Source organism: Brevibacillus brevis, assembly GCF_001039275.2.
Lineage (GTDB): Bacteria > Bacillota > Bacilli > Brevibacillales > Brevibacillaceae > Brevibacillus > Brevibacillus brevis_C.
Genome location: NZ_CP030117.1, coordinates 1,201,890 through 1,216,836, shown reverse-complemented (window position 1 = coordinate 1,216,836; position 14,947 = coordinate 1,201,890). Strand labels below are relative to the sequence as shown.

14 protein-coding genes are annotated in these 14,947 nt (G+C 48.7%); 2 read left to right on the top strand and 12 right to left on the bottom strand.

Features of this window, described 5'->3' with window-relative positions:
* Nucleotides 1-43: 43 nt before the first annotated feature.
* The 7 genes from AB432_RS06380 to AB432_RS06350 form a co-directional block, all read right to left on the bottom strand.
* Nucleotides 44-382: a DoxX family protein gene (locus tag AB432_RS06380; RefSeq protein ID WP_048031523.1), complete on the bottom strand. Its 339-nt coding sequence runs from the start codon at nt 380-382 to the stop codon at nt 44-46.
* 53 nt (nt 383-435) lie between these two features.
* The gene (locus tag AB432_RS06375; RefSeq protein WP_048031522.1) at nt 436-1,608 is read right to left on the bottom strand and encodes a bis-aminopropyl spermidine synthase family protein; all 1,173 of its coding nucleotides are present in this window, start codon (nt 1,606-1,608) and stop codon (nt 436-438) included.
* Between the two features lie 373 nt (nt 1,609-1,981).
* Complete coding sequence (locus AB432_RS06370) at nt 1,982-3,220, bottom strand: MDR family MFS transporter (protein WP_048031521.1); 1,239 nt, start codon at nt 3,218-3,220, stop codon at nt 1,982-1,984.
* A gap of 50 nt (nt 3,221-3,270) precedes the next feature.
* Nucleotides 3,271-4,191: an ArsR/SmtB family transcription factor gene (locus tag AB432_RS06365; protein WP_048031520.1), complete on the bottom strand. Its 921-nt coding sequence runs from the start codon at nt 4,189-4,191 to the stop codon at nt 3,271-3,273.
* Between the two features lie 123 nt (nt 4,192-4,314).
* Entirely contained in the window at nt 4,315-5,277 is a 963-nt protein-coding gene (locus AB432_RS06360; protein ID WP_048031519.1) for a metal-dependent hydrolase, read from the bottom strand.
* 180 nt (nt 5,278-5,457) lie between these two features.
* Nucleotides 5,458-7,248: a M3 family oligoendopeptidase gene (locus tag AB432_RS06355; protein WP_048031518.1), complete on the bottom strand. Its 1,791-nt coding sequence runs from the start codon at nt 7,246-7,248 to the stop codon at nt 5,458-5,460.
* Nucleotides 7,249-7,373: 125 nt separating this feature from the next.
* Nucleotides 7,374-8,315 (bottom strand): MBL fold metallo-hydrolase, encoded by a 942-nt coding sequence (locus AB432_RS06350; RefSeq protein ID WP_048031517.1) that lies wholly within the window; start codon nt 8,313-8,315, stop codon nt 7,374-7,376.
* Between the two features lie 165 nt (nt 8,316-8,480).
* Between AB432_RS06350 and AB432_RS06345 the strand changes: the two genes are divergently transcribed.
* Nucleotides 8,481-8,990 (top strand): Crp/Fnr family transcriptional regulator, encoded by a 510-nt coding sequence (locus AB432_RS06345; RefSeq protein WP_048031516.1) that lies wholly within the window; start codon nt 8,481-8,483, stop codon nt 8,988-8,990.
* A 27-nt stretch (nt 8,991-9,017) separates the two neighbouring features.
* On the opposite strand, the gene hmpA is transcribed toward AB432_RS06345, so the two are convergent.
* Nucleotides 9,018-10,235: an NO-inducible flavohemoprotein gene (hmpA, locus tag AB432_RS06340; RefSeq protein WP_048031515.1), complete on the bottom strand. Its 1,218-nt coding sequence runs from the start codon at nt 10,233-10,235 to the stop codon at nt 9,018-9,020.
* A gap of 225 nt (nt 10,236-10,460) precedes the next feature.
* Between hmpA and AB432_RS06335 the strand changes: the two genes are divergently transcribed.
* A complete protein-coding gene (locus tag AB432_RS06335) occupies nt 10,461-11,903 on the top strand; it encodes a MocR-like pyridoxine biosynthesis transcription factor PdxR (protein WP_048031514.1) in 1,443 nt (480 codons plus the stop codon).
* Here AB432_RS06335 and AB432_RS06330 read toward each other — a convergent pair.
* The 4 genes from AB432_RS06330 to glp form a co-directional block, all read right to left on the bottom strand.
* Nucleotides 11,881-12,417: a pyridoxamine 5'-phosphate oxidase family protein gene (locus tag AB432_RS06330; RefSeq protein WP_048031513.1), complete on the bottom strand. Its 537-nt coding sequence runs from the start codon at nt 12,415-12,417 to the stop codon at nt 11,881-11,883. The two genes, AB432_RS06335 and AB432_RS06330, sit on opposite strands and share 23 nt — an antisense overlap.
* Nucleotides 12,418-12,573: 156 nt before the next feature.
* Nucleotides 12,574-13,062, bottom strand: coding sequence for a DUF2199 domain-containing protein (locus tag AB432_RS06325; protein WP_048031512.1), 489 nt, complete (start codon nt 13,060-13,062; stop codon nt 12,574-12,576).
* A 92-nt stretch (nt 13,063-13,154) separates the two neighbouring features.
* Nucleotides 13,155-13,673, bottom strand: coding sequence for a molybdopterin-guanine dinucleotide biosynthesis protein B (gene mobB, locus AB432_RS06320; RefSeq protein WP_048031511.1), 519 nt, complete (start codon nt 13,671-13,673; stop codon nt 13,155-13,157).
* A 3-nt stretch (nt 13,674-13,676) separates the two neighbouring features.
* On the bottom strand, nt 13,677-14,936 hold the full coding sequence (gene glp, locus AB432_RS06315; RefSeq protein ID WP_048031510.1) for a molybdopterin molybdotransferase MoeA: 1,260 nt from the start codon (nt 14,934-14,936) through the stop codon (nt 13,677-13,679).
* Nucleotides 14,937-14,947: the final 11 nt, after the last annotated feature.

Below are 14,947 nucleotides of genomic sequence, written 5' to 3'. Positions count from 1 at the left end.
AGAGATCCAGCTGACCGCTTACCGCTTCAGCCGGATCTCTTTTTTACCTTTTTAGACCCACACAAATCGTGACAAGCATCAGGATCAAATTCAGCTCATAACCGCCCACAAACCCTTTCGCCCATTTCACTGTCACAATCGCTCCTGCCATGATCGCAGCTAATCCCCAGGAAGCGTATCTCGCCCCGATTCCGATGATCAGCGCGAGACCGCCGATCACTTCTACGATCATCACCAGATACGCCAGCCACCCCGGCAAGCCGAGATCACCAAACGTCATCACAACATTAGCCATCCCTTTTTGCAGCTTGGCTATGCCATGGATGAAAAACAAGATTCCTGTCCCGATCCGCAATAAAGCAAACGCTTTTTCGTAAGCCATCTTCTCTTATTCTCCCTCCCCTCCACCACTACCATATGCCCTCTTGCAGACAATCAGTCTTGTGCTCTTCGGCGGGACACCAGCTCAAAGCTCTGGTGCTTGCAACGAGGGCATCCACGTTTTTTCAATTGCTCTATCGTCACTATTTTTGCCTGCGCCCCTACCTGGATCGATCTTTTGCAACGCTTGCATTGATACTCACGCTTGGAAGGAGTCTCTTCGCCTGTGTACAGCGACTCCAGAAATGGATGCTTGATCGTCGGAGCTGTTAGCTCTGTGGTGGTGAGCACGATCATCTGTCCCTTGTTTCCAATCATTTGCGCCGCTTCATATTCATTGAAATGACTGAGCACCTCTCGTACAGTCAAGCCTGCCATCACGAACTCCCGTTGCATATTCAGCGTGAAATCAGGCGATTTATGCGCAAAGGACAAGAAGATGGACAGTCCTTTTTGCTTTTGCAGCCCACTGATTCCGCGGGATAAAAACAGTGCCATTCCTTGCAGCGTGTAAGGTGGATCGGTGAAAAAGCAATCGTACCCACCCTGCAACTTCTTCGGCAGCGGCTGCCGTAAATCAGCCTGATAGCAGGCTACGGACAGTGCTTTTTGCCTGGACACATCCGTAATGTACTGGAGAAAGCGTTCATCGATATCGACTACGTCAATTTGCTCTGGACGTTGTTGCTTCCCTGGAAACAAGCGCTTGAGCAAAAGTCCGAGCGAGATGCTGACCAAATCATCATCCCCGACACATAATATTTTTTTGCCCACCAAGCTCTGATGCCGTAAACATAAGATTGCCCTGCGCAAGCTCGTCTCGACTGTGCATTTGGACTGATCGATCTGTACATCGACTTGCGGACGCTCAGCAAAAATCGTCTCCATCTCCGCTTGCAAGTCAGCCAGCTCGGTTTTCCAGGCTTCGTCGTCTCTCATCAGCTTCTCGTACAGCTCACGATCCAGCCCACTATACCCTAGCTTTTGCTCAATGAACGCCTCCCCTTCTGCGGTACATCTCACCCCGTTCCCCTGCTGTATGGCACCTGCCTTGATCAGCTCTTTTTTGATCGCAGTCGCCACAGGTACAGGCAAGAATACCTTTCTCGCCAGCTCTTTCGTAGGCAAACCCGGATGAAAATAACATGCGAGCAGAAATTGTTCGATCACTCGTTGTCCTTCTTGTAAACGCACTTGTTTATAGGTGTCTTCGATATAATTTTTCATGTAGAATACCTCTTTTCAAAAGGGATAGACCCATTGATGCACGCAAAAAGGCAGAGCATGAACATTCGTTCATCTCCGCCTTGAGGGCATACGTTCGCTACGTGCGCGTGGATAGTCACGCAAAAAAACCGTGCGTAAGAGCACGGTTCCCGTAGTCGAGCAAATGGGTAGATGGATGACCGTAAGTTCTTAACTAATCAAGGCCTCCCTTTTTCCATAGCAAATAAGCCGACATGAAATGTGGTTTTTGCTAAAATAATTCTGGGAGTACCCTATCCAGTTGCTTAGTTAAGAACACACACCGACATCAAAACGTCCCCTTTTGAAAAAGATACTTTCCATTATACGGTACTCGCAATCAATCGGCAAGAAGCTACATGGCTGTCTCTACAATTGCATTTCTAGGCTGCTTCCGCTTTTCATGCAGCCTGCGTCCCAGCCAATAAAAGATCAAGCTGACCAGCGCCAATACTGCCATGACCGAAAACATCACGGGGCCACCATATGCGGTGAGCACCATACCACCTGCCCATGGTCCGAGGAAGCTACCCAGCATCGTTGCGCTTTGTGCTCCATAGTAAGTCCCTCTCATATTCGCGGGACTGATCTCGTCGATTTGCGCATACTCCGCCGGTACAATCAAGATTTCCCCTAGCGTAAATACGACCATCGCTGTAATAAACCAAGCCCAATCTGGCGAAAAAGCAAAGCCCACTTCTCCTATGGCCATCAATACAGCGCCACCTGCTATCCGTGCAAACAAGGAATAACGCTCAACCAGTCTCGTCACTGGAATTTGCAAAAGCAAGACGGTAAATCCGTTGACGCTCATCAAGGTTCCAAACAAGGCGACTCCCTCCGAAAAGTTTTCCCGCAAGTATTGGGAGAGCGTAACAGACATCTGACCGTACACCGTCACTAACAAGACTCCGCCTGTGACAAAGGTAAGAAGAACGACATCCCTTCTGAGCACTTGCCAGATCTCACCCAAACTGGCTCGCTCTACCTCTCCGTTCCCCCCACCCTCATCAGTGACGCCACATCTCCGACATGCCACTACTAAAATGACGGCAAAGCTCACCAAGGATACCGCCGTCAGAAAAAACGCCAGATTGCTGCCGGAAATCCCCAAAAAAGCACCGAGCATAGGACCAATCGCGAAACCTAGATTGTTCGCAAGATAGCGATTCGAGAACACACGAAAACGTTTGTGCTCGGGAGTCAAGTCACCCATCAGCGCTTTTGAAACCGTCGCAAAAATCGAAGCCGCCAAGCCCATAACCATGCTGATTACCAGCAAACCGATCGGATGAGCCACCGTGATGAATCCGATAATCGAGCACGCCATAGCAAGCAAGGAAAAAAACATCAGCTTTTGTCTGCCAAACAAATCCGAGAGAATCCCGCCAACAAATCCCCCTACTGTTCCAGCCAAAGGACCTGCCCCGATAATCAGTCCAATATAGGCGTGAGAGAGCTTCGTCGTTTCACCGAGATAGATGGCCAGAAAAGGAATACTCATCGATTGGGTGAGCTGAACGAACACCGTCCCTGCCATCAACAGATGAACAATCGGGTGATACGCCTCCCACACTTGCCTCATTTTGCTCATACTGATTAACCTACCCTCTCAACAAAATCATGCCATTTCCATAAGCAAAATTACTCTGGTCCATGGAAGAAGGAACGCAGTAAGACCGGGAGACGCTCGACGAAGGCTTCTCGCAGACTGTAGTAGGAAATCGTCGTACTTCCTGTGTAGTGAGCACGAATCAGCCCCGCTCTGCGCAACGCCGTCACATGATGATGGACGGTGCTTTTTGCTAAGGATACTTGCTTCTGTAGTTCCCCGAGCGTGCACGTCTTTTTTGCCAGGCAGTGCAAGATTTGCAGGCGCTTCGCATCCGCTAGGCACTGTGTGATAGACAACAGCTCCAGGAGCGGCTGTGGTTTGGTCGTTGCGGCATCTTTGACAGGGTACATGCAAGTGGCAAGCCCCCGATAAAAGTCGAGAACAGAAGAATGGGCACAATGATATTGCGGGATGAGTACAACCTCTCGCAAATCTTCCATCGGCTCAATCCAGATACCATTCGTAACATGATCGACCAAATCGATGGGAGGCGTTTCTTTGGCGCGGACTGTCAGCTCATCGGCGCTTCGTTGCAGATTCTCCAAAATGCGTGGGTCCACTTTCGAAAAATAATGCTCATTCCATCGGGTAAGCAACGATAGACTGCGATCACGGATTTCCCCCAGGTTCAGCGGGATTGTCTCCACCCATGGCGCGAGGCGCTCATAAATTTCACCGGGCGGGATGCTTTCCAGCCACCCAAGAAATTCTTCAACGGATTGGGTCTGCGGTGATTGCGCTACAAGCAGCACCAAACGGTGGAGTACTTCCCAGCGTTCATCTGCGAGTTCATCTGCAAAAGAAGCCGGGAGCATTTGTTTTGTCTCCTCTTTCCAAGCCGTACCAAGCAAATAATGCTTGCGCTCCTTTTCGTAAATGTAAGTGTAGAGGCTAATGATACATTCATACGCAGGAGACCATTCTACTTTGATCGAATATAACCCATTCATTCTATCACCATCGAACGTTTAGTTTTTTTCAGTGTATCATTCTTTCAGGATATTGCCTAGCTACTTTTGTAAAAAACAGTAAAACCCCGCCAGATTTACTGACGGGGCTTATCTACAATCCTTTTATACAAACGGCGGGTCCCACGCTTTTTTTCGCCAACCCAACCGATGATCAACGACGTTCAAATCACGATCCAAGACAACATCTACGCCAAATGGCAGCTTGCGGTTGTACCAAAAGCGCACATCGCTCCATGTGACTTCATAACCATCAGCAATCTCCTTCCACGTGACGTGGATTCGTTGAGCAAATCCGAGAAAAGCACGAACCCCGTCTACACCGACAGTAGCCTGAATGATTGCATCACGCTGCTGCTTTGGATACACATCCTCCAGTATCACGCGTGCATACTCGATTCTCCCTGTGTAAAACAGTTTCTCCGTCTCTATGACGAATCGCCAGTGAAAAGGATGTATGCTCGGGAAAACATGGGATATGCCGCTTGTTTCCAATGCCCTTGCTACCCGCTTGACGTTGCGGTGATGCTGCCAAGCACGCACGCCAATATACACAAGCGTCATCCCATATGCTACCGGAAATAGCACGGTGGGATCTCCGTTAAAAGCTATCCACCATATCGCCGCTGCCAGGTGAACCGCGAACACCAGTGGCTCAAAAATCGCGAGCACATCCAAATGCACCCAGCGCTTGGTAATAGGTCGAATACATTGAACTCCATAGGCGTTTAGCATATCGAGAAAAACATGCAGCACAACAGCCAACAGCGTCCATCCGTACAAAATTCCAAACTGCCCCATGAGACCAAACCCCCAGGCAAGAGGAAGACTGATGATGAGGGGCCACAGAAACAAGGCGGGAATCGAATGAGTAATTCCCCGGTGAAAGCGAATGTAAAAAGAAATACCGCGAAGTCTGGCCACAGTGTCGAAATCCGGGGCATGAGAACCCACGACCGTTGCGACCATCAGCGCCTGAGCAAGCGCCGGATCATGTGCCACTGCTGGCGTGATATGGGCTAAGCCCGCCAGTGTGACACCCAACAAAAGATGACTGCCAGTGTCCATTATGATGCCTCCCTTTGCAAGTATTCCCTTCCCTTTTACTGTACGAAAAAATAGCGTGGATTCTATAAACCACAGGTAAAGGTTATCCGAAGATTTCGTCTGCGATATTAACAATCTCTCAACGAAAAAGCAGCCTGTCGGAAAAGAGACAGACTGCTTCGAGCTTATTTATTCGTGAATTTATGCTTCTTCTGTCAGGCGCAGGAATTCGTCGATATCTGCGACAGCCAGATCAACAGCTTTTTGCCAGAACTCAACTGTCGTCATATCCTCACCGAGATGCTTCTTCGCCAATTCCTCTACCATCAGGCGGCCCGTATCCTGGAGCAGTGCATCGTATTTCGGCGCGAAGCTCTCGCCTTCTTCAAGCGCACGCGCATAAACACTCATGCTAAACAAGTACCCGAAAGTGTATGGGAAGTTGTAGAACGGATACGAGGTGATGTAGAAATGCAGCTTGGATGCCCAGAAGTGCGGCTCGTAATCTGCCAAAGCTCCATTGTACGCTTGCTTTTGCGCCTCTTCCATGATTCGGTCGAGATCAGCCGCGCTAACGAGACCTTCTTTGCGCTTCTCGTAGAAGTTTTTCTCAAAAATAAAGCGAGCGTGGATGTTCATGAAAAACGCGACAATGGATTGCAGCTTATCTTCCAAGAGCACCAGTTTTTCATCGTCATTGGCTGCATTTTTCACAGCAGCGTCAGCGAGGATCATCTCTGCGAAGGTCGATGCTGTTTCCGCTACGTTCATCGCATAGTTTTGGTTAAGGGCTGGCAGATCCCACATGACTTGCTGATGATACGCATGCCCCAGCTCATGTGCCAGTGTGGATACATTGCTTGCGCTTCCTGCATACGTCATGAACACGCGGGACTGCTTGCTGACTGGGAAGCTCGTGCAGAATCCGCCTGGGCGCTTGCCAGGACGATCCTCTGCCTCGATCCAGCCCTCATCGAATGCCTTTTGCGCAAACTCAGCCATGCTCGGATTGAAACGGTTGAAGTGCTCAACGATCAGGGCAGCTGCTTCATCGTAAGACACTTCTTTATGTACCTTACCAACCGGAGCCCCTACATCGTACCAGCTCAGCTTGTCTACACCGAGCAGCTTTGCCTTGCGCTCCAGGTAGGCAACCAGACGATCCTTGCGATTGTCGATGGCCTGCCACATCGCGTCGAGTGTTTTTTCCTGCATCCGCCCAATATCTAGCGGCTCACGCAGGACGGAGTCCCAGCCGCGATGACGGTACAGAGAGAGACGGAAGCCACCTAAGTGATTCAGCGCCTGCGCGCACAGCTCCGTTTCCTTGCCCCAAGCCTCTGTCCACTTTTCAAAAACATGGGCACGAACAGCACGGTCAGGACTGCTCATCAGGTTAGAAGCTTGCCCGACAGACATCTGCTTCGTCTCTCCATTGACCTCAACCTCAATACTCATACGTCCCACGACCGCATTGTACAAATCTTGCCAAGCGTGATAGCCGTCTACTGCTAAATCGTTTGCCAGCACTTCTTGTTCAGGCGACAGCTTTTCCTGTGCACGGCGGCGGCGCTCATTCAGCACGAAAGCAAGCGGTTGCAATTCTTCATCTGCCAACAGATTCTCCCATGCAGCCTCGTCGATAGCCAGCAGCTTTTCTTCCCAACGCGTCAACACTGCACCAAACGCAGCCGAGATGCTCTTTACACGCCCACCCATCAGCTTGGCCGGCTCATCCTTTACATTTTGAGCAGTCAGGCAGGAAATGAATGCACCTGCTTGTCTCACACGCACCGCAATGCTTTGGACATGAGTGACAACTTCCTTGAAAGCCGCTGTTTCATGCAAACTAGCGTCAGATTGCTCCAACCGAGCCTTCAGGTTCGCAATATCCCCTTCCAACGTTCCTAAAAACGCCCGAAAATCCTCCGATTCACTACCACCAGGAAAAATCACATCCATATCCCAGCGTTGTGGCAATGCTTTTGTCATAGGTACCCCTCCTCAAAAAACTTCTTCGATAAAAATATTTCTATAATAAGGTAGCTATTCCCTTCCCATTTATTCATATCGTTAGAAAAGCGACTGCCATGTAAGCAGTCGCCAACTTTTCATACCTATTGAACAGGGATCGAAAACGTTTCCCCTTGTTTTTCAATAACAATCCTGTCTCTCTCGTCCCCCGCTGCTGCCAACAGACGCTCGAACGGCTCATCAACTGGCTCACGCGAGAGCACAAACGTATTCCAATGAATGGGCACCAGCCATTTGGCTTCAGTCTCCTTGAACATTTGCCATGCTTGCTCTGGCGTACAATGCGCTGCTTGATACGAATCTGGCTTGTAGGCGCCAATCGGCATAAATACCAGATCGATCGGCCCGAATTGCTTCGGCAAATTTTCCATGGAGATAGATGCCGTATCGCCTGGATAGAGGATGCGCACGCTATTTTTCTCAATCATATAGCCGTTGTAGCCATACTCGTGATTCCATGGAAAGCGGTTGCCCCAATGGCGAACAGGAATCGCAGTAACTGTAATTCCTTCTTTGGTTGTAACGGCTTCTCCCGGCCGCATTTCCTCATACGAACCAAATGGCATATGCTTGAACAGCTTGCTCGTCTGGTGCGCCGTAATGACATGTGTGGAGCGATTCGCTATTTTCTGCAAAGTAGGCAGATCGACATGATCCAAATGGGCATGCGATAGCAAGATGATATCTACCTCGCCAATTTCAGTAAAGTCGAGGGCAGGAGGCGTAAAGCGCTTGGGACCAAAATGGACACCTGCAAGCTTAATCCCGAGCTTCTCGCCCAAAACCGGGTCCGTCAGTATTTTCGTACCAAACATATTCAACAGAATCGTCGAGTGACCGATCCATGTAAATGTAACCTTATCATGACTCCAGTCGGCAGGCACTGGCTTTTTCGTGTCCAGATGACGAAACTCCGGCTTCGGAAGCTGCCCCATATGGTACCAGTAGCGGTAAGCCACATAGCCAATCAATCCGAGTGCGAGTACCCCCACTATAGAGCCTACCCATGTAAAAAAGTTGAGCATCAGACAACTCCCTTTATCTAGCTTTGGTTTCCCCATTATAGCAAAAGGCAGCCTTGCTGTAGCAAGCCTAAAAAAGCGGCAAACTGCTTTTTACGCTTGCTTACTTCCTCCTGCCGGGCTTGCTATAATTGCTAGAGAAAAACGTAGAGAATCGAGGAGAAACCCATGATCCTGCACAAGGGAGAAGTCCTGTTTCGACAAGGAGAATCTGGACCGCTCTATCATCTGAAGAGCGGTCTGTTAAAAATCGTTCGGGTACATGCAGACGGAGCATTGACGCTGGTCAACATCATCGTACCGGATGAGATCATTCCGCATCATTCGTTGATGAGCCCGAATCCCTACTACGGGACAGCAATCGCACTCGTGACCTGTGAGGTCGAAGTGCTGTCTGCCCCGGATTGGTATCGCCATCTGGATGACAATCCGGAAAAGTGTCGTGATATCGCGCTACAGCTACAAGGGAAGCTGCGGATGATGCAGCAGCGTATCGACCAACTGACCGAAGTCTCTCCTGCTGAAAAGCTGCGCAAGCTCCAGCTTTGGTTTCAGACTTTCATTCCTGTCGTCTCGCTTTCGGAGTTGCTGACTCAGGATGAAATCGGTCAGCTCATCGGGCTTCGCCGAGAGACGGTAAATCGATTGCTGCGCGCTCAAACTGCGAATCGCGAGTAAGCTTGAGCTTTTTTCGTGAGAGCCTCTTTATGCCAAGGTCGCTGCCGGACCAAAAAACTCAAAATGAATATCGTCTGCTGGTACTCCCCATTCCAACAAAGCACCATTGATCGTCTTCATGAATGGAATTGGACCACAGAAATAGTAGCTCGCCTCTTTTGTATCGATGACCTTTTGCAGCCACGGCAAGTCGATATACCCTTCTTTCTGGAAAGCACCGTTCACTCGATCTTGTTCGGTCGGCTGTGTATAGCACCAGTGAACAGAAAGCTGCGGATGTTTTGCGGCCAGTTCCTCTACTGCCTGCTTCATGGCATGCACATGTCCGTTTTTGGCTGCGTGAATGAAAGTGATTGGACGATCTGTTCCCGATTTGATCAGTGTGTTCAGCATGCTGATCATTGGGGTCAATCCTACACCACCACTGAGCAGCACAACCGGACGGCTGCCCTCTTGCTGTAAGGTGAAATCTCCAGCCGGAGCAGACAAATGCAGGCTATCTCCTTCCTTCACTTCCTCTGACAAATAAACGGATACTTTTCCTGCTGGCTTATCTTGCATCGCGTCCTCGCGTTTGACAGAAATGCGGTAGTATGCATTCCCTGGCGCATCAGAGAGGCTGTACTGGCGAATGTGTGTATATTGCTCGCCCGGTAATTCTACCTTGATGCTGACATACTGCCCTGGCTCATAGCTGGAAATCGGTTGACCATCCGCCGGAACCAGATAAAAGGAAGTGATTACGTCGCTTTCCTTCACCTTGCGTTGGACGATAAACTCTCTGAAATCTACCCATCCTCCAGGCTGCCCACTCGCCTCTTCATACATTTCGTGTTCTACACCGATGAAGGCATCCGCAATGACACCATACGCTTCCGCCCACGCCTGCAAAATCTCGTCCGTAGCGGCATCCCCAAGTACGTCTTTGATCGCGGCTAACAGGTTTTCTCCGACGATTGGGTAATGTTCGGCCTTCACTCCCAAGCTGCGGTGCTTGTGTCCAATCTGCTTCACTACAGGCAAAATCGTTTCCAGCTTATCAATATACAAAGCCGCAGCATACACCGCATTTGCCAGAGCTGTTTGCTGCCTTCCCTGCTTTTGATTGGCGTGGTTGAAAATATTAAGAAGCTCAGGGTGCTTAGCAAACATCATTTGATAAAAACGTTTTGTAATGGCAGTTCCGTGTACCTCTAGCACAGGAACGGTTGATTTTATGATTTCAATGGTTTTTGGGCTTAACATCGTAGAACCTCCTTGAAGTGCTTCGTTCTTTCTATATTTCAAGTGTACGGGAGGTTCAGAAATACACATGTGATTCTGGTCACAGGAAATAGAAACGATTTGTGACAACTGCAAAAGACCATAAGAAAAAGTCGTCCCCCAACTCTCTTGTTGCAAAAGAAACGATTGCCATGATAGCATATCAGCCAAATCTATCATTCCAACAAAAACACTGAAGGTGAATGAATGCTAACAGTAAACCGAGATGACGAGCGTCCAATCTGGCAGCAACTGCTGGACCAAGCGATCCATAATATTACCTCTGGAAAATGGCAGCCAGGTGAATTGCTACTACCCTCCCGCGAACTCGCTTCCTTAATTGGCGTTTCCCGTTCAACCATACAGATTGTTTATGAGGAGTTATTCAGCCGCGGATACACGGTAACCTCTCGTCGCGGTGGGACTAGAGTGAGCGAATGGACGTATGCAACTCGTCCTTCAGAAGATGCTGCGCCCGAAGGACCTGTTCCTCCCGAATTGCCTTTATTAAACGCTACAATCGGTCATTTGCACGGTTGGTTCGGGGACAAAGATAGCCAAAAGGTTGAGGTCGATTTCAGTCCCCATGAGCCATATTTGGACGAACATTTTCAAAAGATTTGGAGACGTTCGTTTTTACAGGCTTCCACAGAAACAAATCTGGACAGTTGGGCTTATGGCAATCCCTATGGATACCAACCGCTACGTGAACAGATCCAACGATATTTGTCACTTGAACGGGGCGTTCATGTGACTATCGATCAAATCATGTTAACCTCAGGCGCACAACATAGCATTGATTTGATCGCCCAAGCCCTTTTACAAGAAGGAGATACCGTTTCTGTTGAAGATCCTGGCTTCCCTGCTGCCTGGATGGCAATGAAGTATCGGCATATGCAAGTTGTCTCCGTTCCAGTTGACGAGTACGGGTTATGCGTAGACCAAATTCATCCGGGGTCCAAGCTTGTCTATGTTACGCCATCGCACCAGTGTGCGGTTGGAGTCATTATGTCAGAACCTCGCAGGCAACAATTGTTACACATGGCTGCCGAGCAGCGGTTTTGGATCGTTGAGGATGATTACGACAGCGAATTTCGCTATCGTGGCGACCCGCTTCCCACCTTGTTCAGTCAGCGACCTCAGAACACGTTGTATATGATGAGTTTTTCCAAAATGATTGCTCCTGGTATTCGAATATCGGCAATCGTTGGTCCCAAAGAGGCCATTCGTCAGCTCGCCCACGTCCATGAATTAACCTATCGTCATCTTCCGATTATGGAGCAATTAACGCTTACTCATTTTATTGAGCATGGTCATTTCATGCGCCATATGAGACGGGTTCGAAATGTATATCGGCGCAGACATGAAGCCATGACGAAGGCCATCATCACGACAGGTCTGAACGAACACTTCACGCTAAGCGGCGTGGAAACGGGGTTGTATATCCTTCTTGAAGCTGATAAATCGTTTGATGAAGACGCCGCGACGAACCTAGCAATCGAAAAAGGAATCCGAGTTTATCCACTTAGCAAGTATTGCTTGAAAAGCGATCGAAAAGGATGGGTACTAGGCTTTGCTAAAGTAGATGAATCAACCATTGAAGAAGGCATTTTTCGTCTTGCGGAGATTACACGGTTTTACCAGGTTTGAACATTTTTTCATCTTCCATTTGATTTTCCTTCGCAGTGATATGATGTGGATCTATTCGGTACACCTGAACCGGACCACCGAATACTGCTGAACGGTATTTGTCTACGTGCTGCTTGGGTAAAGGCCGATTATAGTAGCCAGGCACATACTTATTCATCATTTCTTGCAGCATGTATGTAGCTTCATCCAGATCGTCTATTTGTTGGGCCCTGCCAAAAATCATTACACTCATATACGCTGTGTCTGTCTTGGCTGGCACCGGATCAGTAATCGTTCCATATTCTTCACAAACCGTAAAACAGACCTCTGGATTAGCATCCATAACCTGATTTCTTCTCCCGCCGTTGGCGCCATGGAAATAAAGCTTTCCATTTGTCCAAACAAAATTGAGCGGAACTACATACGGCAAATGACCATCGACCATTCCAAGATGTCCGATTCTAGCTTGCTGCAAAAATGTCTCAATCTTGTTCTTATCCAATACTTCTCTCATTTTGTAACGTACTCCATCCATCGTTATCACTCCTATTATTTAGATGCTGCAAGTTTATCAGCCATTGGAGTGAAGATATACGTCCAAAACCACCAGATTGGAGCAATCCATAACTTATCGTCTAAAGCATGAAAAACGAAAAAGCTGCCGGAACATCCCGGCAGCAGGCATTTCTTATTACTCGGTATGATTGATTAAATGAGCAATTTCTTTCACTCTCTCCATTGTAATTCCTTCTCTTTGTTCAACTGCAAGTGGATGATTCGTATGTTCTAATTCTATTAAGGGAACCGCACCAACTTCTTGTGTATGTACCCATGTCTTTAAGGATAGGGTCGTTTCTGGATAAATGGAAAGTTCAGTCGATAACCAACCAAAATAAGGTTCTTCATTTTCTCTTCCTTCTACATGCAGCAATTCATTCGACCTCAAAAAGTTTTCTTCACTAAGAGAAACCCAAACACTCCATATCAATTTCTCATTTGTATCAATGATTGGTATTTCAATATGTCCTCTAATAAAGAAATGCTGTTCATCAATTACACAAAAGTCCCTGATTAATTCTGTTCGTTTCTCTTCTGGTACCATGTAAAAATAATGTGGCGCTTCTATTCCGTAACAGAAAGGAAGTTCATTTAATTCGTTGTTACAGTGAGGGCATTTCATGTTTTTTGCTCCTTATCGTTTCTCGCCGATTTTTTATTTACATTACCACATATTTCATTACATGGATCATCTCCCATGCTACAAAAAAAAGATCATCCCCAATCTAGCTGGAATGATCTCAATGTTTCCCTTACAAAATTAGCTATGTTGTCTATGTCATTAATATCGAAAAATGGCAGCCCCGGCTGACGCTTGTCTGACCAACCTACGATCCCTACCAAATTTGTAATAATCGATAAGAGCTCCTCATCTTCTGGCCAGCGAAGCAAAGCGAGCTTGGGATAGCCTTCACGCTTGAAGCCTTCTACCAAAATGAGCTGGGCTCCGGCTTCTGCCAAGCGCTGGACAAGGACGGACAGCTCCTGCGGTTTTTGCTCCACGATGGCTGTCTTCGTTTTGGATGTGATCGCGACCAGAGAGGCTCCGGCTTCACGATAACGCCATGTGTCCTTCCCTGGCTGATCCCACTCAAAATCGTGTCCTCCATCATGCTTGATGACCCCGACTCTTATCCCTGCTTTTTCGAGGATCGGAATGAGCTTGGTGAGCAACGTCGTCTTGCCACTGTTCGAATAACCGACAATCTGCAAAACACAAGGTGGCTTGACCATTTGCTATCCCTCTCTTCTCCAGGTTGGGGCAGCATGCGTGAGAACATCAACCAGCTCTCCTGCTTTTTTCCCGCTTCCCCCGGCTGGTATGATCATAAAGCATTCGCTGTCCTTCAACGTCCCCAGATTCCCTGCCTTTTCATTGAAATCAGGGATCGCGTGCAAAACCCCATCTTTTTCGAGGAGCTTCCCTCGCAGATAACGCGGGTATGGACAAGGCTTCGTATAATCGACGCCAAGTCTCGCCTTTATCACCTGTTGCACCACATGGGCTTCTCCCGAGATGCGACGAATGGCTGCTCGCGCAAATAGCTCAAACCCGAGAAAACAGGCACCCGGATTACCTGATAGAGCAATTAAAGGCTTGCCTTCCATGATCATGGCTGTCGTCGGGCTTCCCGGACGTATTGCGATTCGGTTGAACAAAAGCTCCACCTCAGGCTCATCCACTAAAGCCGCGATCACATCAAAATCCCCAACGGACACACCGCCGCTTGAAATGACCAGATCCACGTCCCGCAAGCATTCACTGATTTTCGCCTTTGCCACCGACAGATCATCCGGCAATCTTGAAAACGAAACAGGGATGCCCCCTGCCTCAGCAATCAAGGCAGTCAGCATCACTGTATTACTGTTGCGAATTTTGCCTGGAGCAAGCGGCTGATCAATCTCCAACAGCTCGCTTCCAGTCGAAATCAGACCGACACGCTGCTTGCAGTACACCTCTACCTGCGAATAGCCAAACGTAGCCAAACTGGCAAGAGTACCTGCGTTAATCCGCTCTCCCGCCTTTGCAATGATCGTTCCTGTGGCCATCTCTTCACCGCGACGCGATACATTTTCCCCAGGCTTCATCTCCCGCTTGATCCGTACGGTATCCGCCTCTTCGGCTGGGTTGTACGTTTGCTCAAACATGATGACCGCATCCGCACCCGCAGGCATCATCGCACCCGTCATGATCCGCGTAGCGTAGCCTTTTTTCAATTCTCTAGTAGGTACCTGCCCGGCCGCAACCGTCTCTAGCACTGTTAGCGTAATCGCGTGGTCAACGGAGGCTCCAACCGTATCCGCAGCTCTCACGGCAAACCCATCCAGCGGCGAGCGGTCAAAGTGCGGCAAATCGTATGTTGCACGTAGATCAGAGGCCAGTATCCGCCCGTATGCCTCTCCGATCTGCACTTGTTCCGTTCTCCCTGTCAGCAATTTTGCCAACAGCTTGCTCATCGCTTCTTCAACCGAGAGTGTTTGTCGCGAAAAACGCATGGCTTGTTCCT

Excerpts from the sequence above, each read along its gene's own strand:
- AB432_RS06380 (WP_048031523.1), bottom strand. The coding sequence starts at position 382 with ATGGCTTACGAAAAAGCGTTTGCTTTATTGCGGATCGGGACAGGAATC.
- AB432_RS06335 (WP_048031514.1), top strand. The coding sequence starts at position 10,461 with ATGCTAACAGTAAACCGAGATGACGAGCGTCCAATCTGGCAGCAACTG.
- hmpA (WP_048031515.1), bottom strand. The coding sequence starts at position 10,235 with ATGTTAAGCCCAAAAACCATTGAAATCATAAAATCAACCGTTCCTGTG.
- AB432_RS06350 (WP_048031517.1), bottom strand. The coding sequence starts at position 8,315 with ATGCTCAACTTTTTTACATGGGTAGGCTCTATAGTGGGGGTACTCGCA.
- AB432_RS06365 (WP_048031520.1), bottom strand. The coding sequence starts at position 4,191 with ATGAATGGGTTATATTCGATCAAAGTAGAATGGTCTCCTGCGTATGAA.
- AB432_RS06370 (WP_048031521.1), bottom strand. The coding sequence starts at position 3,220 with ATGAGCAAAATGAGGCAAGTGTGGGAGGCGTATCACCCGATTGTTCAT.
- AB432_RS06360 (WP_048031519.1), bottom strand. The coding sequence starts at position 5,277 with ATGGACACTGGCAGTCATCTTTTGTTGGGTGTCACACTGGCGGGCTTA.
- AB432_RS06375 (WP_048031522.1), bottom strand. The coding sequence starts at position 1,608 with ATGAAAAATTATATCGAAGACACCTATAAACAAGTGCGTTTACAAGAA.
- mobB (WP_048031511.1), bottom strand. The coding sequence starts at position 13,673 with ATGGTCAAGCCACCTTGTGTTTTGCAGATTGTCGGTTATTCGAACAGT.
- AB432_RS06330 (WP_048031513.1), bottom strand. The coding sequence starts at position 12,417 with ATGGATGGAGTACGTTACAAAATGAGAGAAGTATTGGATAAGAACAAG.
- AB432_RS06325 (WP_048031512.1), bottom strand. The coding sequence starts at position 13,062 with ATGAAATGCCCTCACTGTAACAACGAATTAAATGAACTTCCTTTCTGT.
- AB432_RS06345 (WP_048031516.1), top strand. The coding sequence starts at position 8,481 with ATGATCCTGCACAAGGGAGAAGTCCTGTTTCGACAAGGAGAATCTGGA.
- AB432_RS06355 (WP_048031518.1), bottom strand. The coding sequence starts at position 7,248 with ATGACAAAAGCATTGCCACAACGCTGGGATATGGATGTGATTTTTCCT.
- glp (WP_048031510.1), bottom strand. The coding sequence starts at position 14,936 with ATGCGTTTTTCGCGACAAACACTCTCGGTTGAAGAAGCGATGAGCAAG.